This is a genomic window from Microbacterium sp. AISO3, assembly GCF_002204305.1.
Taxonomy (GTDB): Bacteria; Actinomycetota; Actinomycetes; order Actinomycetales; family Microbacteriaceae; genus Microbacterium; species Microbacterium arborescens.
Genome location: NZ_NHRF01000002.1, coordinates 308341 through 328225, shown reverse-complemented (window position 1 = coordinate 328225; position 19885 = coordinate 308341). Strand labels below are relative to the sequence as shown.

Below are 19885 nucleotides of genomic sequence, written 5' to 3'. Positions count from 1 at the left end.
ACCGCGGCGGTCTACGGTGCCGCCGAACCCGGCACTCCGCGTGTCACTTCTCGGTCAGCGTCGCGGCGTAGTCGGGCACGTATCCGTCGAGCTGCTGCGGCGGCCGGTCGTATCCTCCGGACGGTGGTCGCGGCGGGATCTCGATCTCGGGTCGCTCGACGACCTCGTACGGGATCTGTCCGAGCAGGTGGTGGATCATGTTGATCCGGCCCCGGCGCTTGTCCTCGTTGTCGACCTCGTGCCAGCGCGCCTCCGGAATGTCGGTGTGGACGAACATCGTGTCCTTCGCGCGCGAGTAGTCCTCCCACTTCGTGATCGACAGCACGTCGTTGGGGGAGAGCTTCCACCGCCGCATCGGGTCTTCGTTGCGCGAGCGGAACCGCTTCTCCTGCTCGACGTCCGAGACGCTGAACCAGTACTTCAGCAGCAGGATGCCGTCCTCGACGAGCATGCGCTCGAAGATCGGCGCCTGGTGGAGGAACCGGTGGTACTCCTCGTTCGTGCAGTAGCCCATGACACGCTCGACCCCGGCGCGGTTGTACCAGGACCGGTCCATGAGGACGATCTCACCGGCGGCCGGGAGGTGCGCGACGTACCGCTGGAAGTACCACTGCGAGCGCTCACGCTCGGTCGGCGCGGGGAGGGCGACGATGCGCGCGACGCGCGGGTTGAGATATTCGGTGACCCGTTTGATCGTCGATCCCTTGCCCGCGGCGTCCCTCCCCTCGAAGATCACGACGATGCGCGCCCCGGTGGCCTGGACCCAGGCCTGCATGTCGACGAGCTGCGCCTGGAGCCTCCGCAGCTCGGCTTCGTACACCTTCTTCGGCAAACGGTCATCGGCCATCGCGCCACCTCCTGACGTGAGCATACGCCCCCCTCGCGCGCGTCTTCGGGCCGGTCTAGGGTGGGCCGCGACGGACGAGCAGGGGAGCGACGCATGTGGGTGCAGACGACGGATCCGCTCGGATCGCTCGTGCTGTCGGCGCTGGTCGCCGCTATCCCCATCGTCGTCTTCCTCGTCGCGCTGGTCGGGTTCCGCCTCAGCGGTCTGCTCGCCGGTCTCATCGCTCTCATCGCGCAGCTGCTCGTCGCCGCACTGGGATTCGGGATGCCGCTCACCGCGGTCGGGGGTGCCGGACTGCTCGGTCTGCTCAACGCCGTCTGGCCGATCGCCTACATCATCGTGATGGCGGTCTGGCTCTACAAGCTCGCGGTCGCGAGCGGGCGGTTCGACGTGATCCGTTCTTCGATCGGCGGTATCTCGACGGACCAGCGGATCCAGGTGCTTCTCATCAGCTTCGCCTTCGGCGCCTTCCTCGAGGGGGCGGCCGGTTTCGGTGTGCCGATCGCCATCTGCGCGGCCCTCCTGGTCCAGCTCGGGTTCCGGCCCCTGCGGGCGGCCATGATCTCCCTCGTCGCCAACGCGGCCGCCGGGGCTTACGGCGCCATCGGAATCCCCGTCATCGTGGGCGCCCAGGTCAGCGGACTCGAGGTGCAGGAGCTCTCCCGTGCGATGGTGCTCGTACTGCAGCCGCTGACGGTGCTCATCCCGTTCCTTCTCGTGATCATCCTCGACGGGGTGCGCGGGCTGCGCGAGACCTGGCCTGCCACGCTGCTCGTCACCATCGTCTTCAGCGGTGTGCAGGCGGGCGTGCTGTGGTTCCTCGGACCCGAGCTCGCCGACCTCGGCGCGGGACTCGCCGCGATGGTCGCGCTCTTCCTTCTGGGGCGGGTGTGGCAGCCCCGCCGGGTTCACCGCGAGGTCGGCGCGCCCGAGCCCGAGCAGCACCACGCGACTCTGCGGGAGGTGATCGCGGCATGGAGCCCGTTCTACATCCTGACGGCGGTCATCCTCGTCTGGAGCCTCCCGGTGTTCAAGAACCTGTTCGCAGCGGGCGGGCCGCTGTCCGCCCTGGTGTTCGCGGTTCCGATGCCTGGGCTCACCGGCAGCGTGCAGACCCCCGGCGGTGATGTCGTCACGGCCACATGGAGCTTCACGCCCGTCAATGCGACGGGGACGGCGATCCTGCTGGCGGTGCTCGTGTCGTTCTGGACGACGCCGCGCCTGCGCGCGGGTGACCTGGTCCGGACGCTGGCGGAGACGGTGCGCGGTCTCTGGCGGGCACTGCTGCTGATCGCGATCATCCTCGTCCTCGCCAACATCGCCAACTATTCGGGAGGCTCGGCTTCGATGGGGACGGCACTCGCGGCGGTGGGGCCGCTCTTCCCGCTCCTCGCTCCCATCATCGGCTGGATCGGGGTCTTCCTCACGGGGTCGGTCGTCAACAACAACACGCTGTTCGCGCCGCTTCAGGTCGCCACGGCGGAGCAGATCGCGGTCGATCCCGCGCTGCTGGTGGCCGCGAACACCGCCGGCGGCACCGCGGCGAAGGTCATCTCACCGCAGTCGATCGCGATCGCCGCGGGTGCCGTGGGGCTCGCCGGACGCGAATCGGAGATCCTGCGGGCGTCGATCTGGTACAGCCTCGGGATCCTCGCCGCCGTCTGCCTCTGGGGCGGGCTGCTCTCGGTCCTGCTGCTCTGAGCCGACCCGCAGGCCTCGCGATGCGGTCAGGCGTGCAGGGCCTCATTGAGGGTGACACCAACTCCTGCTCGGCGGACGGCCTCGACGGCACCCGTCAGCGAGTTGCGGCGGAAGAGGATGCCGTCGCGGCCGGAGAGCTCCGCGCCCTTGACGGTCGGGCGCGCGCCCGAGGCCGTGGCGGGCTCGTCCGCCAGCACGATCTTCGAGCCCGCGGTGACGTACAGGCCGGCCTCGACGACGCAGTCGTCGCCGAGCGAGATGCCGATTCCGGCGTTGGCGCCGAGCAACGTGCGGCGACCGATCGACACCCGGTGGCTGCCGCCGCCGGACAGCGTGCCCATGATGGATGCGCCGCCCCCGATGTCGCTGCCGTCGCCCACGACGACGCCCTGCGAGATGCGGCCCTCGACCATCGAGGCGCCCAGCGTACCCGCGTTGAAGTTGACGAAGCCCTCGTGCATCACGGTCGTCCCCGGCGCGAGGTGCGCTCCGAGTCGTACGCGGGAGGCGTCGGCGATGCGCACGCCCGGAGGTGTCACATAATCCAGCAGGCGCGGGAACTTGTCGAGACCGTGCACCTGGATGCCGTCACGCTGGAGCAGCGGGCGGCGGCGGGCGGCCTCGTCCGGGTGCATCGGGCCAGCGGTCGTCCACGCCACGATCGGCAGGTGCCCGAAGATCCCGTCGAGGTTGACGGTGTTCGGGGCCGCGAGACGGTGGGAGATGACGTGCAGGCGCAGGTACGCGTCGGGCGTCGAGGCGGGCGCGGCGTCGAGATCGATCGAGACCGTCACGGCCTCGAGCGTGACGCCGCGACGCTCGTCGTCCGCGGCCATCGGGGCCCAGGTGACCATGGCCGCTGCCGATTCCGTGGCGGCGGGCGTTCCGAGCGCGGGCTCTGGGAACCAGGTGTCGAGTGTCGTGCCATCGCTGCTCGAGGTCGCGAGTCCCACGCCCCATGCCCACCGTTCGCTCATGCCTCCAGGTTATCGGTGTGGTCGTCGCGGTTAGAATCGGCGGCATGCCTGAGCTCGATCTGACCGTCTCCAGCGCCGATCTGACCCGGGCCGTGTGCGACATCCCGAGCGTGTCGGACGATGAGACCACCCTCGCCGACGCGATCTTCGCCGCCGTATCGCCGTTGGCGCACCTCGAGGTCGTGCGCGACGGTGACACGATCGTCGCGCGCACGCAGCTCGGCCGTGCGCAGCGCGTCGTCATCGCCGGCCACATCGACACGGTGCCCGTCAACGCGAATCTTCCCGTGCGCGAGGTCGTCGAGGACGGGGAGGCGTACCTGTGGGGGAGAGGCACCGTCGACATGAAGGCGGGCGTCGCCGTGCAGCTGAAGCTCGCCGCGGAACTCACCGATCCGCGGGTGGACATCACATGGATGTGGTACGACCACGAGGAGGTCGCTGCGGAGCTCAACGGCCTCACGCGGCTGGCGGCGAATCGACCCGACCTGTTCGCGGGCGACTTCGCGATCCTCGGCGAGCCGTCCAACGGCCAGGTCGAGGGCGGATGCAACGGCAACCTCCGCGCGATCGTGCGAACGCACGGGGTGCGTTCGCACAGCGCGCGCGCGTGGATCGGCGACAACGCGATCCACCATGCGGCCCCGATCCTGCAGCGTCTCGCCGACCATACGCCCGCGGATGTCGAGGTCGAGGGCCTCGTCTATCGCGAGGGTCTGAACGCGGTGAGGATCTCCGGCGGCATCGCGGGCAACGTCATACCCGACCTGTGCGAGGTCGAGGTCAACTACCGATTCGCGCCGAGCCGGACCCCCGACGAGGCGGTCGAGATCGTCCGCGACTTCTTCAGCGGTTTCGAGGTGGAGGTCGTCGACCTGGCCGGCGGGGCGCGCCCGGGGCTCGACGCGCCGCTCGCACAGGAGTTCGTCGCCGCGGTGGGTGCCGAGCCGCGGCCCAAGTACGGCTGGACCGATGTCGCGCGGTTCTCAGCGCTCGGTGTGCCGGCCGTCAACTACGGCCCAGGCGACCCCTCGCTCGCGCACCACGACCAGGAGCGGGTGCCCATCGCGCAGATCGATGCCGTCGAGCGCGGCCTGCGCGCCTGGCTGTCGGTCAGGTGACCCCGAGGGCATGAGGTCGCTGCGCCGGGGCGCGATCGCGCTGCAGCCTGCCGCCGCGATCGCACTCGTCTATCTCGCCTCGCGTGCGGTGACGACGGCCTTCCTGCTCGGCGCGGCTGCGCTGAGCGGGCCGGAGTCTCGCTTCGGCGCCGACGCGTCGCTCGGCACCCTGACGATGGGGTGGGATGCTCAGTGGTACTGGCTCATCGCGTTCAGCGGGTATCCCACTGAACTGCCGCTCGACGCCGCAGGCGACGTCGCCCAGAACGCCTGGGCGTTCATGCCCGTGTATCCCGTCATCACCGGGGTCGTGGGCTGGGTGGTGGGCGGGTTCCCGGTCGCCGCGCCGCTCGTGTCGGCAGCAGCTGGCTACCTGGCGTGTCTCGTCCTGTTCGCTCTGCTGAGGCGACGCATCGGCCGAGCCGCCGCGATGTGGGCGGTGGTCTTCTTCAGCTTCGCCGGCCCTATGGCCGCGCTGTTCCAGCTCGGCTACGCCGAGTCGCTCTTCCAGCTCTGGCTGCTCCTCGCTCTGCTCGCGGTCGAGCGCCGTCGCTGGTGGTGGCTGTATCTGTGGATCCCGCTCATGGCTTTCACCCGCCCGGGAGTCCTCGCCTTCGCGCTGATGTTGGCCGTCTACGGGATCTGGCGCTGGACGCGGCGCGCGCACGACGACCTGCCGCCGCGCGAGATCGGCCACATCGTGGCCGGGGGGCTGCTCGCCGCCGGATGCGGGCTCGTATGGCCCGTCATCACCGGCGTGGTCACGGGCGAGCCGGACGCGTACCTGCAGACCGAGCTCGCGTGGCGACGCTCCTGGATCGGCGACCACGGCGGCTTCGTGCCCTTCGACGGCACGGTGCAGGCGGCGGTGCTGTGGTCGCGTATCTGGGGCGTGCCGGCGTGGGTGTGCCTCGTCGGACTCGCGACGATCGTCGCCGTCGCCGCGCTGCTTCTCATCGCCGACCGGCGGGTGCGGCGGCTGGGTGTGCCGATCCGGCTCTGGGCGGGTGCGTACCTGCTGTATCTGCTCGCGGTGTTCTTCCCGCAGTCGAGCACCTTCCGGCTCCTCGTTCCGCTGTCCCCGCTCTGGGGCGCGGTCGCGCTGCCTCGCGCACGGTGGTGGCGCATCGGTGTGCTGCTGATCGGAACGGCCGCGCAATGGTGGTGGATCTACACGATGTATGCCCTCGGAAGCACCTTCGCTCAGATTCCCTGAGGCCGTGTCCGCGTCGTGGCCGCGCTGCACGATAAACTCTTCAGGTAGTCCTCATGACGAAAGGGAGCCGCGATGGCAGCCATGAAGCCGCGAACCGGAGACGGACCGATGGAGGCCGTGAAGGAGGGGCGCCTGATCATCGTGCGTGTCCCCCTCGAAGGCGGAGGGCGTCTGGTCGTCTCGGTCAATGATGAAGAGGCCAAGGAACTCCACAGCGTGCTGAGCGGAGTCGTCGGCGCCGCCTGACGACGATGCCACGCGAAACGGCCGGTCCCGATGGGGCCGGCCGTTTCGTACGTATGAGTGAAATCGAGGGGTCAGGAGGAGGCCGCCGTCGTGAGCTGCAGCAGGCCCTCACCGACGATCGAGAGCGCGCCCAGGACAGCCGGAGACGACTGCGTCTCGTGGATGAGGGATCGGTACGCGCGCGTGACGTCGTCGCGCCGGACCGGGTCGGCGACGGCGCCGCCGGCGAGTACACGCGGAACGAGAACCATTCCGCCCGGCCGGACGAGCCGGAGCCCGTGCTCGACGTATTCGATGACACCCTCGGCATCCGCATCCACGAGCACGATGTCGTACGACGCCTCGTTCATCCGCGGCAGCACATCCGCCGCCCGGCCGGTGATGAAGCGCGCGCGAGCCGGCGGGATCCTCGCCTCGGTGAAGGACTGCCGAGCGACGGCGAGGTGCTCCGGCTCGATGTCGATCGTGGTGAGCGTGGCGCGGGGCGACCCGTGGAGCAGCCACAGCGCCGAGACCCCGCCGCCGGTGCCGATCTCCACGATGTTGAGCGCCCCGGTGGCGGCGGCGAGCACGGCGCACTGCGCGCCCACCGGAGGGCTGATCGGGGCCGCGCCGATCTCGAGGGCGTGTGCACGCGCGCGAGCGATGTGCTCGGGCTCCACCGTCGCCTCCATCGCGAACCTGCGGATCGCTTCCTGATCACCCATGCATTCCTCCTGGTTCCAGCGTAGGCGTGCGGATGGCTCCCACCGCTGAGGCGCACGGGTAATCTGGGGGCATGTCGTTCGGCCTCGATTGGGACAAGCTCCTCATCATCGGTCTTGCGGCGGTTCTCCTCCTCGGCCCCGAACGCCTGCCGCGGCTGGCCGAGACGCTCGCCCGTTTCACGGTGCGGGCTCGGGACTGGGTCAACGGCGCGAAGGACCGCGTCAAGGACGAGATGGGTGAGGACTTCTCCGACGTCGAGTGGCGCAAGCTCGATCCGCGTCAGTACGACCCGCGTCGCATCATCCGCGATGCGCTTCTCGAGGACGCTCCCGTTCCCACGGTGCGCGCCGCCGCAGCGGGCGCTGCCATCAGCACCGCGACCGCGGTCGGGATGGATGCCGCGGGCGAGGCGGCGATGCGCTTCGAGCGCGGCGCGGCCGTCCCCTTCGACGACGAAGCGACGTGATCGGCCCGATCAGCCCACGCGCAGGGGCAGCGGGCGACCACTGAGCTCGCGGCCGCCGCGTCCGATGCTGTCGGCGATCCCGATGATGGCCGCGGCGGCCGGATCGTCGGGGTGCGCGACGACGACGGGCACCCCGTCGTCTGCGTCGCCGCGCAGGTGGGGGCTGAGCGGCACCGAGCCGAGCAACGGCACCTGTTGCTCCGTCGACAGGGCTTCGGCGACGCGCATCCCGCCGCCGCTTCCGAAGAGATCGAGCGCTGTACCGTCGGGAAGGGTCATGGCCGACATGTTCTCGATGACCCCGATGACCCGCTGACCGGTCTGGCGTGCGACCAGGCCGCTCCGGACAGCGACGTCGGCCGCAGCCGCCTGCGGTGTGGTCACGACCACGACGTCGGCGTGGGGGAGCAACTGTCCGACGCTGATGGCGACGTCGCCGGTACCGGGAGGCATGTCGATGAGGAGCACGTCGATGTCGCCGAAGAACACATCGGTGAGAAACTGCGAGACCGTGCGGTGCAGCATCGGCCCGCGCCAGGCGACCGCGCCCGGGGCCTTCTGGTCGCGCGGAAGGAACATGCCGATCGAGATCGTCCGCACGTCGTGGGCGATGGGCGGGATCATGAGCCCGTCGATACGCGTCGGCTGCGGCGGCAGCCCGTCCGTGTCGACGAGACCCAGCAGGGCGGGAATGGAGAAGCCGTGCACGTCTGCGTCGATCAGTCCGACGGCGAGGCCCCGCTGAGCGAGGGCGACGGCGAGGTTGGCCGTGAGGGTCGACTTGCCGACGCCGCCCTTGCCGCTCGTGACGGCGATCACGCGCGTGAGAGAGTCGGGTCCGAACGGGTTCTCCCGCGCCGCTCTCCCGCCGCGCAGTCGCTCTGTGAGCGCCGCCCGCTCGGCCGGGGTCATCACGCCGACCTCGACCGTCACCTCCTCGATGCCCGGGGCCGAGAGCGCCGCCTCCCGCACATCTCGCTCGATCCGGTCCGCTGCCGGGCAGCCGACGATCGTCAGGGCGATGCCGACGCGGGCGTGGCCGCCCTCCACCGCGATGTCGCGCACCATGTCGAGCTCGCCGAGCGGTTTGCGAAGCTCGGGGTCTCGCACCGCGGCCACGGCCGCGCGGACGCCGTCGGCGCTCATCGCGAGTCCGGTCGCTCGTCCGACTCGAGGCGGTCGAGTGCGGTCCGGAGCTCGGCGCGCAGGGTCTCCTTCGTGACGAGCCCGTCGGTCAGGTCCGAGATCGCCATGCGGAGGGCCACGACCTCGCGCGCGAGGTATTCGGTATCAGCGAGGTTCCGCTCGGCGCGCTGGCGGTCCTGCTCGATCTGCACGCGGTCGCGGTCGTCTTGACGGTTCTGGGCGAGCAGGATCAGGGGCGCCGCGTACGACGCCTGCAGTGAGAGCATCAACGTCAGGGCGGTGAAGCCGTTGGCAGCGGAGTCGAAGCGCAGTTCGACCGGCATCAACGTGTTCCACGCGAGCCACGCGGCGCAGAACAGCGACAGCGCGACGAGGAAGCCAGGTGTCCCCATCGCCCGGGCGATCCACTCGGTGAAGCGACCGAAACGGTCGCGCGAGGGCTGCGACGTGCGCGGTCCCAGCACGCCGCTCACACCGCTCCGCCGCCCGCGGGGCGCCTCGAGCGAGGGCGTCTTCGATGCGCGGGCCATCAGCGCCGCCCCCGCATCGCGGCGGCATCCTGCGGCTCGACGTCCTGTGACCGCCAGTCGTCCGGGAGCAGATGATCGAGAACGTCGTCGACGCTCACGACGCCGACGAGGCGCCGGGCCTGGTCGACGACGGGAACCGAGACCAGGTTGTAGCTGGCGAGCATTCGCGCGACCTCCGCAGCCGAGGACGAGGCGGCGACCGGGTCGACGGTGTCATCGATGATGGCTCCGAGCCGCTCATGCGGGGGATAGCGCAGCATCCGCTGGAAGTGCACCGTGCCCAGCAGCCGGCCCGTCGGCGTCTCGTACGGGGGGAGCGTGACGAAGACGGATGCTGCCAGGGCCGGATGCAGCTCGTGCCGGCGGATGAGCGCGAGCGCCTCGGCGACCGTCGCCTCGGCGGACAGCACGATCGGATCGCTCGTCATGAGGCCACCCGCGGTGTCGGGTCCGTACTCGAGCAGGGCACGCACGTCCTCGGCCTCTTCGGGCTCCATGAGGTCGAGGAGCTGCTCGATGCGGCCCTCCGGCAACTGACCGAGCAGGTCGGCCGCGTCGTCGGGCTCCATGGCGTCGAGGATGTCGGCGGCGCGCTCGTCGCCGAGCCGTTCGAGGATGTGCACCTGTTCGTCCTCGGGCATCTCCTCCAGCGCGTCCGCGAGACGCTCGTCGGGAAGCTCTTCGGCGACTTCGAGAAGTCGCTCCTCGGGGAGATCGAGCAGGGTGTTGGCGAGGTCTGCGGGCTTGAGTTCGGAGTAGGTCGCGACCAGTTGCTCGGCCGACTGGGCGGCGCCGGAGGACTGGTCCTCGCGCACGTCCCCCCACGATGCGAAGGTCGTCGGTCCCTTGGCGAAGGGCGACGCGCTCGTCTTCGGTCGGCGGAGGAAGAGCTGACCGATGTCCCACTCGCCGAGCCGGTTCCGCTCGATCGCGACGTCCTCGATGACGGCGCCGCCCGACCCGTCGCGGAGGTAGACCTTCCGACCCAGGAGTTCGGCCATGACCCGCACCTCGCCGCCGCGCTGCTGGAAGCGCCGGACGTTGATGAGCCCGGTGGTGATCACCTGACCGGTCGCGATCGAGGTCACCCGGCCGATGGAGAGGAAGACGTTGCGTCGGCCGGGGATCTCGACGACGAGACCGATGACGCGCGGAGGGTCCGATTTGCGGAAGATCACGACCACGTCGCGGACCTTGCCGAGACGGTCGCCGGCGGGATCGAACACGACGCACCCGACCAGGCGCGCGACGAAAACCCTCTGCGTACTCACCGCTCCAGCGTAGTCGGCGACCGCGAAGGTGGCCCGTGACACAATGACGGAATGAGCATGATGGGCGGGACGCCCGCGGTCACAGGTGAGAAGGTCGCCGAGTACGCGTCGTACGAGGCTGCGCAGAAGGCGGTGTCGACACTCATCTCCGCCGACATCCCGGCACGTGAGATCGCGATCGTCGGCTATGGTCTGCGGTCGGTCGAGACGGTCACGGGTCGTCTCGGCTACGCGACCGCAGCGCGGACCGGCGCGATCAACGGCATCCTCCTGGGGTTGATCTTCTCGCTCATCTTCGTCTTCGGGACTCCCGACGCCGCGATACAGCTCTTCCTCGGCGTGATGCTCGTCGGCGTGGCCATCGGCATGATGATGAGCCTCGTGATGTTCGCGCTCGTCCGGCGCCGGCGCGACTTCGCGTCGGTCACGCAGGTCGTCGCAGACCACTACGAGGTGACGGTGCAGGCGAGCAGCATCCATCGCGCCCGCGGTGCGCTGAACGTCGCCCCGGCCCGTCCCGCGACGCCGACGGCCGCCGTGCCGGACGGACCACCCCGCTACGGTGAGCGGATCGACCCCGTGCCCGCCCCGACGGGAGACCGCCCCGCCCCCGGGCCGGCGGCGCCCAGTGGCACTCCCGCGGGTCCGCCGTCGGGATCGCCGGCGCCCGGACCGGCCGACGCACCGCTCCCGCCCGCGGTGGGGCCGGTGCCCGGTGGCGAGGCCCCCGGTCCGCAGGCTCCGGGCGCGCCCGAGCCGCCGGCGAGCGACCCGCGCTGATGATCGACGCGGTTTCGGTCGACGTCGCGGCCGGGACCGTCGAGCTGCCGCTGCTGCATGACCGCGCGGACGGCGCGCGTGCGGTGATGATCCTCGCTCATGGCGCGGGCGCGGGACCCGCGCACCCGTTCCTCGAAGGGTTCGCCCGAGTCGGCGCTGCGGCCGGGGTCGATGTCGTCCGCTTCCCGTTTCCCTACATCGTCGCGGGTCGCCGGCTTCCCGGCTCCGTGACCGACGCGCTCGCGTCCTGGACGGCCGTCTTCCGAGCGATCGCCGACGCGCATCCCGGTGTGCCCATCGTGGCGGCGGGGAAGTCGTACGGCGGTCGTATGGCGTCGATGGCGGCGGCGACCGGGGCGATCGATCCCGCGCTCCTGGTCTATCTCGGGTACCCGCTGCATCCGCCCGGCCGGCCCGATCGTCCGCGTGCCGACCACCTGCCCGCGGTCGCGGCGCCGCAGCTGTTCGTATCCGGCACCCGCGATCCGTTCGTGGAACCGGTCGCCGATCTCGAGGCGATCGTGTCGACGTGCACCGACGCCGAGCTGCTCTGGGTCGAGGGCGCGCGCCATTCGTTCGAGGTCTCCGGGCGAAGACTCGACGCCGAGGAGATCGGGGCGAGCACGGCCGAACGCATCGTGCCCCGATGCCTCCGCCGCGTGTCCGCCTGACGGCGGACGACCGGGTCACCGTCCGGCCGCGTAGCCCTGCATCCCGCGCGGGTTCGCCGCCGCCCACAAGAGCCCGCGGCCCCGGTCGATGCCGACGGCCGAGAGACGTCCGAGGCTCCAGGGCCCGACCTGAGTGACGTCGTGGCCGCGGGAGCGGAGCCCGGCGGCGACGTCGTCGCCGAGACGGTCCTCCATCACGACACCGGCGGGCGTCCAGGTGCGGGGCCAGAAGGAGTCGATCATCGCGGTGGTGTGCAGTGTCGGAGCGTCGATCGCCGACTGCGCGTCCCAACCGCCGACCAGCATCCGCAGCAGCATCGGCAGCTGCCACTGGTCCTGCTGGTCGCCTCCGGGGGTTCCCATCGCGATGTCGGTACGGTCGCCCGTCATCACGAGGGTCGGAGAGAGCGTCGTGCGCGGGCGTGCGCCCGGTCGCAGCGCGGCGGGCGACGTCTCGTCGAGCCAGGTCATCTGCAGACGTGTGCCGAGCGCGAACCCGAGCTCCGGGATCGCGGGGGAGGACTGCAGCCAGCCTCCGGACGGCGTCACCGCGATGATGTTGCCCCACCGGTCGACGACGTCGATGTGGCAGGTGTCGCCGCGGGTCTGACCGGCGCGGTCGACCGTCGGTTCGCCTGTGCCGGCGACGCTCGTCCCGTCCGGGCGAATGAGCGGCGGACGGTGGGGAGCGCGGCCCGAGAGGGCGCCCGGACGCCACTCGTGCGACGCATCCGGCAGCAGCTGTGCGCGACGCCCGGCCAGGAAGGCGGGGTCGAGGATCTCCGAGATCGCGCTGTCGTCGCCGAAATGCGCGTCACGGTCGGCGAGGGCGAGCTTGAGCGCCTCGACGATCGTGTGGGCTCCCTCCGGTGTCGCGGGATCGATGAGGTCGTCGGGCAGAGGGTCGAGCAGAGCGAGCGCCTCGAGCAGCGCGGGCCCCTGCGTCCACGCGCCGGCCTTGACGATGGTGCGGCCGCGGAACACCGTCGTCAGCGGTTGTTCGTAGCCCGCGGAGAAGGCGGCGAAGTCGGCGGCCGTGATGACGCCCGCGTGCCGGCCGCCGGTGGAATGACGGTGGGGTCGGGCGACGAACGCGCCCGTCGCCTGGGCGACGACGCCCGTCTTCCATTCGGTTCTCGCCGCGTCCACACGTGCGGCCCGGTCGGCGGCCCCTCGACCCGCGTCGATCAGACTCTCGAAGACCTGCGCGAGCGCGGGGTTGCGGAACAGGTCGCCGGCACGGGGCGCGCTGCCCCCCGGAAGCCAGAGAGCGGCCGACGAGGGCCACTCGTCGCGGAAGAGCTGTGCGACGCGCTCGATCGTGGCCGCGGCCGACGCGAGCAGCGGATGGCCGTCGCGGGCGTAGCCGATGGCGAAGGCGAGCACATCGGCGAGCTCCCAGGTGCCGTAGTCGCGCAACAGGACCAGCCACGCGTCGACCGCGCCCGGCACTGCGGCCGCGAGGGCGCCGGCGCCGGGAACGGCCTCGAGGCCCTCGGCGCGATAGTGCTCGATCGTCGCTTCCCGAGGAGCCGGTCCCTGGCCCATGAGCACGCGGGGCCGCGCGTCGCCGGCGGCGTGGAACAGGCCGACGAGATCGCCGCCGGGTCCGTTCAGGTGAGGCTCGACGACCTGCAGCACGAACCCGCCCGCGGCCGCGGCGTCGAACGCGTTGCCGCCGCGCTCGAGAACAGCCTGCGCGGTCGCGGTCGCGAGCCAATGGGTCGCAGCGGCCATCCCGAAGGTGCCGGTCAGCAGCGGTCGCGTCGTCTGCGCGGGCGGCGCCGAGAACCCGCCGGTCACGAGGCGGAGCGCGCGATCCAGGCCTCGACCTCGTCCGCGGTGCGCGGGATGTCGGCCGAGAGGTTCACGGGGCCGCTCTCGGTCATGAGGATGTCGTCCTCGATGCGGACGCCGATGCCGCGATATTCCTCGGGCACGGTCAGATCGTCGATCTGGAAGTAGAGGCCCGGCTCGATCGTGAACACCATTCCGGGTTCGAGGATGCCGTCGTAGTACATCTCCCGCCGCGCCTGCGCGCAGTCGTGCACGTCGATGCCGAGGTGGTGGCTCGTGCCGTGCACCATGTACCGCCGGTGCTGGCCGCCGCTGTCGGCGTCGAGCGCCTCGTCCGCCGTCACGGGGAGCAGCCCCCACTCGGCGACGCGCGCCGCGATGACCGCCATTGCCGCCTCGTGGATCGAGCGGAAGGTGACGCCGGGACGAGCCGCGGCGAACGCGGTGTCGGCCGCCTCGCGCACGGTCTCGTAGATGCGGCGCTGGATCTCGGTGAAGCGCCCGGACACCGGCAGCGTCCGCGTGATGTCTGCGGTGTAGAGACTGTCGATCTCGACGCCGGCGTCGATCAGGATCAGGTCTCCCGGCACCACGGGCCCGTCGTTGCGCGTCCAGTGCAGGTAGCAGGCGTGCGGCCCCGAGGCGGCGATCGTGTCGTAGCCCTCGCCGTTGCCGTCCGTGCGAGCGCGCAGGTGGAACAGACCCTCGACGACACGCTCGCCCCGCGGGGTGGCGATGATGCGGGGGAGGTCGGCGACGATGTCGTCGAATCCACGCGCCGTGGCGGCGACAGCGAGGCGCATCTGCTCGACCTCGTACTCGTCCTTCGTGAGCCGGAGCTCGGACACCGCCCGCGTCAGGTCGGGATCGGCCTCCAGGACGAGATCGTCTGCGCGCAACTCGACATCGGCCAGATGGGCGGTCGCGATGCCGAGATCGACGGCGACGTCGTCGAGCGCCGGACGCGGCCCGATCCAGAACTCTCCGACCGACGCGTCGGCGTAGAATTCCGCGGTCGTCCGGTCGGCGCGGTCGCGCAGATAGAGCGTGACGTCGTGGCCGGCGGCGGTGGGCTCGAACACCAGCACCGAGTCGGGAACAGCGTCGCTGCCCCAGCCCGTCAGGTGCGAGAACGCGGAGTGCGCGCGGAAGGGGTAGTCGGTGTCGTTCGAACGCTGCTTGAGCGAGCCGGCCGGGATGACCAGGCGCCGGCCTCGGAACTCGTGCGACAGGCGCTCGCGCCGGGCCGCGGCGAACGGAGCGGCCTGCCGGGGAGCGGTCGGGGCGTCGGCTCGCGGCGCCCATCCCTGGGAGATGGTGTCGAGGAAGCCGCGGGGGAACGGCTGACGTCGATTGGTGTTCTCGGCGGGGGCTTCGGACGCCGTCGTCGCGGTGCCGGTCGTGTCGGTTCCCGTGGTCTCGCTCGTGGTCATGACTCCAGTCTCGCACCCGGCACCGGCCGGGGGCACAGATCAGCGTCGCGTGTACTGCACCACGAGGGGCCGGTGGTCGCTGCCCGAGTCGTCCAGCGACGAGATGACGACCGACCCCTCCGGCTTCCACGACGCGGTCGCCATGATGTGGTCGATCGGCGCTCCCAGGGGAGCGGGCACGTCGGTGGGCCAGGTGCCGATCCCGCCGTTGCCGGTCGAGCGGGCGGCGTCGTGGCAGCGCCCGAGATCGGCGTCGTCGATGCCGAGCCGCGCCATGTGATCGAGTGTCGCGTTGAAGTCGCCGGCCATGATGACGTCATCCGTCGCGCACTGGTCGGCCAGCCACTGGAGATCGCTGCGCCAGCTCGCCATCTCGTCCGGACGCGGGGCGACCGCGTGGACGGCCACGACGACCGGTCCGTCCCCGTCGACGGGCATCGCGACCGCACTCGGGACGATCGTCGTGTTCGTCGTGCCGCGGGCTTCGGACTCGATGACGGAGTAGTCGCCCAACTCGGGCGAGATCAGGAGCGCGGTGGAATTGGCGTCCCAGCTGTCGGGACCCTCGTAGCTGTCGACGTGCGCCCACATCGGGCGACCGCGCTCGCGCATCGCCACCGCGACGGCACGGCCGGTGTCCATCGTCGTCTCGGGCAGGGCGACGATGTCGGCCTGCATGGCCACCGCCGTCTCGGCGATGGTCTGGGCATCGGTCGCGGGGCCGGCGGTGTTCCAGGTCATGACCCGGATGCTGTCGTCCGTCTTCGGCGGCATGGTCTCGGCACCCAGCCCGCGGAGCGCCAGCGTGCCGGCGCCGCCCGCTGCGGCCACGAGCGAGACCAGTGTGATCCAGAGGCAGAACGCACGGATGCGGCGCCCCAGCGATAGGAGAAGGAACAGGAGGGCGATCGCGACGAATGCGCCGATCAGCAGCGGGCGCAGTGCGACGAGCTGCGCGAAGGGGAACTCCCGTTCGAGTCGGAGGAGCTCCGGCCAGCTGACCACGATGGCCGCAGCCGCGAACAGGGCCACCACGAGGGCTCCGAACACGCGCTTCACGCCTCGACTCTATGAGAGCGAGGCTGGACGATCGCCGGGCACGGCTACGCTGAGGAGGATGGGAACGGCAGCGCGCGCACGGGGGTTCCACGGGCCCAGCGACCTGCATCTGCATTCCATCCGTTCGGACGGCACGGAGCCCCCCGCGGGTGTCGTGCAGGCCGCGCACCGCGCCGGGCTGCGGACGGTGGCATTGACCGATCACGACACCACCGCGGGATGGGCCGAAGCCGCCGAAGCGACGGCGTCGCTCGACATGACGTTCCTTCCCGGGATGGAGCTCAGTGCGCGGCACGAGTGGCGGACCGTTCATCTCCTCGCCTATCTCTTCGACCCCGACCATCCGCGGCTGCGTGCCGAGATGGAGCGCATCCGCGAAGACCGGATCGGCCGCGCGGAGCGAATCGTCCGGAGCATCGCCCGCTCGCACGACCTGACGTGGGACGACGTGCTCGCGCAGACGGGAGCCGGCGCGACGGTGGGGCGGCCGCACATCGCCGACGCCCTCGTCGCCCGTGGTCTCGCGGCCGACCGCGCCGCAGCCTTCGCCGGCATCCTGCATCCCAGCCAGGGGCATTTCACTCCCCACTACGCGCCCGACCCGATCACCGCCGTCGAGCTGGTGGTCGCAGCCGGCGGCGTGCCGATCCTCGCCCACCCGTCGCCGAGCGGCCGCGAGCGCATGATGCCGCCCGCGGTCCTGCGCGAGCTCGTCGACCACGGCCTCGCCGGCTTCGAGGTCGAGCACCGGGAGAACACGGCGGACGGCAAGCGCGTCCTGCGTGCGATCGCCGCCGAGCTCGATCTCATCGTGACCGGGTCGAGCGACTACCACGGTCTCGGCAAGCCGAACCAGCCGGGGGAGAACACCACCGACGACGAGATGGTCGAGCGGATCATCGCCCGCGGCAGCGGAACGGCGCCCGTCTACGCATAGACGGGCGCCGCTCGGATGTCGTGAGGCGGGGTGCTCAGCTCGCGGCCGGAGCCGTCGTGCCGGCCGACCCCGAACCGCCGTGGCGACGGCGCCGACGGCGAGGCGATGTCTTGCCGTCGCGGTGCTCGGACCCGCCACCGTCGTGCGTGCCGGTCCCCGCATCCGTCGACGCGGGCGTCGCGCCTTCGGCGGTGGCCGCGCCGTCACCCGAGCCGCGCGAGCGACGGCGACGCGGGCGCTTCGCCTCGCCCTCGGCCGAGTCGGACGAGACGGTCTTCACGCTCTGGGTCGTGGGGAGCTTACGCAGACGTCCCTTCGTTCCCGCGGGGATGTTGAGGTCTTCGAACAGGTGCGGGCTCGACGAGTACGTCTCGACGGGCTCGGGCTGGCCGAACTCGAGGGCGCGGTTGATGAGGGCCCACTTGTGCAGGTCCTCCCAGTCGACGAATGTGACCGCGATCCCGGTGCGGCCCGCGCGACCGGTGCGGCCCGCGCGGTGGAGGTATGTCTTCTCGTCGTCGGGAATGGTGTGGTTGATGACATGGGTGACGTCGTCGACGTCGATGCCGCGCGCGGCGACATCGGTGGCGATCAGAACGTCCTTCTTGCCGGCCTTGAATCCGGCCATCGAGCGCTCGCGTGCTTCCTGGCTCATGTCGCCGTGCACCGCGCCGGCGTTGAACCCGCGGTCGTTGAGCTCGTCGACGAGCTTCTGCGCTGCGCGCTTGGTGCGGGTGAAGATCACGGTCTTGCCGCGACCCTCGGCCTGCAGGATGCGGGCAATGACCTCATCCTTGTCGAGCGAGTGCGCGCGGTACACGAGGTGCTTGATGTTGGCCTGCGTCAGGCCTTCGTCGGGGTCGGTCGCGCGGATGTGGATGGGGTTCGACATGAAGCGTCGGGCGAGCGCGACGATCGGCCCGGGCATGGTCGCCGAGTAGAGCATCGTGTGGCGTACGGGCGCCACCTTCTGGAAGATCTTCTCGATGTCGGGCAGGAAGCCGAGGTCGAGCATCTTGTCGGCCTCGTCGAGCACGACCTCGGTCGCGTTGGAGAGGTCGAGCAGGCGCTGGCCTGCGAGGTCGATCAGACGGCCCGGCGTGCCCACGACGATCTGGGCGCCGGCCTTGAGCTGGTCGATCTGGCCCTCGTACGCCTTTCCGCCGTAGATCGCCACGACGCTCGTCGAGCGGTTGCGGGTGAGCATGTCCATGTCCTCGAAGACCTGGACGGCGAGTTCGCGGGTGGGGACGACGATCAGGGCCTTGACGCCCGGTGCCGGGTTCAGGCCCAGGCGCTGGACGACGGGGATGCCGAAACCGAACGTCTTGCCGGTTCCGGTCTTGGCCTGACCGATGATGTCCTGGCCGGGCAGGCCGAGCGGGATCGTCTGCTCCTGGATCGGGAAGGCGTCGACGATGCCCTTGTCGGCGAGGGCGTCGACGATGTCCTGGTCGACGCCGAGATCAGCGAATGTGGTCATGGGTGACGTGCCTGTCTGGCGGTGAGAAGCCGCCGGGGATGAGGGTCCACGCCTTTCACTCAGCCACAGGCGCGGGGCCCCGGTCCGATGCCGGGGCGCATCCAGCCTACCGCGACCCTAGGCTGGAGCCGTGGTGAGCTGGTTCTTCAAGCGCAAGCGTCCCGTCGGCCGCACCCTGCGGCTCCGATCCCGAGGCGACTACGGGGACGTCCGTCGCGTCGACTTCGAGGAGCTCGCTCCCGACGTCGACACCTTCCTCGGGCAGGCCGCGTACCTGCAGCTCGGCTACTTCGAGACCTTGAGCGACCTCATCGCCTCGACCCCGGAACTGTCGCAGAAGGAGTCGCTGTCGCTGGCGGCGGGCACGGCGCTGCTGAAGCACCGCGAGCTCGTCGGGGTGATCCGCGACCGCGGCGCCGATCCGCTCGAGCTGATGCTTCCCTTCCGCGAGCCACTCGACGCCTTCCGCCGCGCCACTCACGGCGCCCGCCCGCTCGAGACGATGCTCTCGGTGCACCTGACCGCGGGGATGCTGGACGACTTCTACCTCGCACTGTCGGCGAGCTACGGCGACACGGGACGCCAGGTCGCCGTCATCCTGCGCGCGCACGACGACCGCAGCGCGCTGGTGCGCATCATCACGGACGCGATCGCGGCGGACGAGCAATGGCGCGGGCTGCTGTCGCTGTGGGGCCGGCGCCTCGTCGGGGACACGCTGCTGATCGCGCGCGCGGCCCTGCGGTCGACGTCGCTTCAGCCCGCCGACGAGAAGCGGGTCGAACCGACCTACGCCGACGTCATGGCCGCTCATTCGCGGCGCATGGCGGCGATGGGTCTCGAGGCCTGACGGGGCCCGGCAGCCGGGCGGGCGCCGGCGATCAGCCGATCCGGAGGCGGCGGCGCTCCGCGGCGTCGGTGCGGGCCCGCGCCCGCGTCATCAGCGTGAGCGCGGCGAGGACCACGACGGCCGGCGCCACGATCGCGACGACCCAGATGACGGGGTTGTCGAAAGCGAGGCCCGCCCACGTCAGCGCCGTCCACGCGACGCCGCCGATGACGGCTCCGAGCACGGGCGCGACAGCGGCCCCGCGCGCCTCGCGCCCGGGCAGCGCGAACTCGGCCGCCAGCCCGATCGCCGCGCCGATGATGATCGCCAGGACGATCTGCACGGTCAGGCCACGAAGCCCACGCGGCGGGTCTGGTCGGTGCCGACCTCGACGAATGCGATGCCCGCGGTCGGGACGATGTAGGAGCTGCCCTTCGCGTCGCTCAGCTCGACGAACGGAGCGCCCGAGGTGAGGGCTTCGGAGACGGTCGCGCGAACCGCGTCCGCGGACTCGTTGGACTCGAGGCTGAGCTCGCGGCCGGTGTTCGCGATGCCGATACGGATCTCCACGGATTCATCCTCCTCCGCGCCCGTGCCTCGGGCGCTCTTCGACTCTACGACACCGCCCGGGTCGGGATGCCGGCGCGGTCACGCCCTGGGCGAACGCCCG

Annotated in this window: 21 protein-coding genes; 9 read left to right on the top strand and 12 right to left on the bottom strand. The window is 70.9% G+C overall.

All coding sequences use genetic code 11. The annotated features are described in order from the left end of the window. Positions 1–43: 43 nt before the first annotated feature. On the bottom strand, positions 44–847 hold the full coding sequence (gene ppk2, locus CBF90_RS04360; RefSeq protein ID WP_023950518.1) for a polyphosphate kinase 2: 804 nt from the start codon (positions 845–847) through the stop codon (positions 44–46). Positions 848–940: 93 nt separating this feature from the next. Between ppk2 and CBF90_RS04355 the strand changes: the two genes are divergently transcribed. Next, a complete protein-coding gene (locus CBF90_RS04355; protein ID WP_064956516.1) occupies positions 941–2548 on the top strand; it encodes an L-lactate permease in 1608 nt (535 codons plus the stop codon). Between the two features lie 26 nt (positions 2549–2574). Here the strand turns inward: CBF90_RS04355 and dapD are convergent, their stop codons facing one another. Beyond that, positions 2575–3525: a 2,3,4,5-tetrahydropyridine-2,6-dicarboxylate N-succinyltransferase gene (dapD, locus tag CBF90_RS04350; protein ID WP_064956517.1), complete on the bottom strand. Its 951-nt coding sequence runs from the start codon at positions 3523–3525 to the stop codon at positions 2575–2577. A 44-nt stretch (positions 3526–3569) separates the two neighbouring features. Between dapD and dapE the strand changes: the two genes are divergently transcribed. The 3 genes from dapE (at position 3570) to CBF90_RS04335 (ending at position 6108) form a co-directional block, all read left to right on the top strand. Then, the gene (gene dapE, locus CBF90_RS04345) at positions 3570–4646 is read left to right on the top strand and encodes a succinyl-diaminopimelate desuccinylase (RefSeq protein WP_023950524.1); all 1077 of its coding nucleotides are present in this window, start codon (positions 3570–3572) and stop codon (positions 4644–4646) included. A gap of 10 nt (positions 4647–4656) precedes the next feature. Then, positions 4657–5862: a hypothetical protein gene (locus tag CBF90_RS04340; protein WP_023950526.1), complete on the top strand. Its 1206-nt coding sequence runs from the start codon at positions 4657–4659 to the stop codon at positions 5860–5862. A 72-nt stretch (positions 5863–5934) separates the two neighbouring features. After that, entirely contained in the window at positions 5935–6108 is a 174-nt protein-coding gene (locus CBF90_RS04335) for a DUF3117 domain-containing protein (protein WP_023950528.1), read from the top strand. A 71-nt stretch (positions 6109–6179) separates the two neighbouring features. On the opposite strand, the gene CBF90_RS04330 is transcribed toward CBF90_RS04335, so the two are convergent. After that, positions 6180–6815, bottom strand: coding sequence for an O-methyltransferase (locus tag CBF90_RS04330; RefSeq protein ID WP_088379993.1), 636 nt, complete (start codon positions 6813–6815; stop codon positions 6180–6182). A gap of 71 nt (positions 6816–6886) precedes the next feature. Here CBF90_RS04330 and CBF90_RS04325 point away from each other — a divergent pair, with 71 nt between their 5' ends. Then, the gene (locus CBF90_RS04325) at positions 6887–7282 is read left to right on the top strand and encodes a Sec-independent protein secretion pathway component (protein ID WP_023950532.1); all 396 of its coding nucleotides are present in this window, start codon (positions 6887–6889) and stop codon (positions 7280–7282) included. Between the two features lie 9 nt (positions 7283–7291). On the opposite strand, the gene CBF90_RS04320 is transcribed toward CBF90_RS04325, so the two are convergent. From CBF90_RS04320 to CBF90_RS04310, 3 genes are read right to left on the bottom strand one after another with little or no spacing between them, the layout of a single operon-like run. Beyond that, on the bottom strand, positions 7292–8428 hold the full coding sequence (locus tag CBF90_RS04320; RefSeq protein ID WP_064956519.1) for an Mrp/NBP35 family ATP-binding protein: 1137 nt from the start codon (positions 8426–8428) through the stop codon (positions 7292–7294). Then, positions 8425–8958, bottom strand: a complete 534-nt coding sequence (locus CBF90_RS04315; protein ID WP_023950537.1) for a DUF1003 domain-containing protein — start codon at positions 8956–8958, stop codon at positions 8425–8427. Before CBF90_RS04315 ends, CBF90_RS04320 begins: the two co-directional genes overlap by 4 nt. Further along, on the bottom strand, positions 8958–10229 hold the full coding sequence (locus tag CBF90_RS04310) for a CBS domain-containing protein (protein WP_064956763.1): 1272 nt from the start codon (positions 10227–10229) through the stop codon (positions 8958–8960). Before CBF90_RS04310 ends, CBF90_RS04315 begins: the two co-directional genes overlap by 1 nt. A gap of 51 nt (positions 10230–10280) precedes the next feature. Here CBF90_RS04310 and CBF90_RS04305 point away from each other — a divergent pair, with 51 nt between their 5' ends. Continuing rightward, on the top strand, positions 10281–11009 hold the full coding sequence (locus tag CBF90_RS04305) for a general stress protein (RefSeq protein WP_064956521.1): 729 nt from the start codon (positions 10281–10283) through the stop codon (positions 11007–11009). Next, positions 11009–11680: an alpha/beta family hydrolase gene (locus tag CBF90_RS04300; protein ID WP_088379992.1), complete on the top strand. Its 672-nt coding sequence runs from the start codon at positions 11009–11011 to the stop codon at positions 11678–11680. Before CBF90_RS04305 ends, CBF90_RS04300 begins: the two co-directional genes overlap by 1 nt. A 15-nt stretch (positions 11681–11695) precedes the next feature. Here the strand turns inward: CBF90_RS04300 and CBF90_RS04295 are convergent, their stop codons facing one another. From CBF90_RS04295 to CBF90_RS04285, 3 genes are all read right to left on the bottom strand, one after another. Further along, positions 11696–13417: a gamma-glutamyltransferase family protein gene (locus CBF90_RS04295; RefSeq protein ID WP_088380059.1), complete on the bottom strand. Its 1722-nt coding sequence runs from the start codon at positions 13415–13417 to the stop codon at positions 11696–11698. Between the two features lie 62 nt (positions 13418–13479). Continuing rightward, positions 13480–14910, bottom strand: coding sequence for an aminopeptidase P family protein (locus CBF90_RS04290; protein ID WP_088379991.1), 1431 nt, complete (start codon positions 14908–14910; stop codon positions 13480–13482). 39 nt (positions 14911–14949) lie between these two features. Beyond that, the gene (locus CBF90_RS04285) at positions 14950–15969 is read right to left on the bottom strand and encodes an endonuclease/exonuclease/phosphatase family protein (RefSeq protein WP_088379990.1); all 1020 of its coding nucleotides are present in this window, start codon (positions 15967–15969) and stop codon (positions 14950–14952) included. A gap of 58 nt (positions 15970–16027) precedes the next feature. Between CBF90_RS04285 and CBF90_RS04280 the strand changes: the two genes are divergently transcribed. Then, positions 16028–16906 (top strand): PHP domain-containing protein, encoded by an 879-nt coding sequence (locus tag CBF90_RS04280; RefSeq protein WP_023950551.1) that lies wholly within the window; start codon positions 16028–16030, stop codon positions 16904–16906. A gap of 34 nt (positions 16907–16940) precedes the next feature. Here the strand turns inward: CBF90_RS04280 and CBF90_RS04275 are convergent, their stop codons facing one another. Continuing rightward, entirely contained in the window at positions 16941–18389 is a 1449-nt protein-coding gene (locus CBF90_RS04275; protein ID WP_088379989.1) for a DEAD/DEAH box helicase, read from the bottom strand. A 130-nt stretch (positions 18390–18519) separates the two neighbouring features. Between CBF90_RS04275 and CBF90_RS04270 the strand changes: the two genes are divergently transcribed. Continuing rightward, positions 18520–19236, top strand: coding sequence for a ferritin-like fold-containing protein (locus CBF90_RS04270; RefSeq protein ID WP_023950553.1), 717 nt, complete (start codon positions 18520–18522; stop codon positions 19234–19236). A 31-nt stretch (positions 19237–19267) separates the two neighbouring features. Here the strand turns inward: CBF90_RS04270 and CBF90_RS04265 are convergent, their stop codons facing one another. After that, positions 19268–19558 (bottom strand): hypothetical protein, encoded by a 291-nt coding sequence (locus CBF90_RS04265; protein WP_088379988.1) that lies wholly within the window; start codon positions 19556–19558, stop codon positions 19268–19270. Positions 19559–19560: 2 nt separating this feature from the next. Then, positions 19561–19785 carry a DUF3107 domain-containing protein gene (locus CBF90_RS04260; RefSeq protein WP_064956528.1) on the bottom strand — a complete coding sequence of 75 codons (225 nt, stop codon included), beginning with the start codon at positions 19783–19785 and terminating at the stop codon, positions 19561–19563. Positions 19786–19885: the final 100 nt, after the last annotated feature.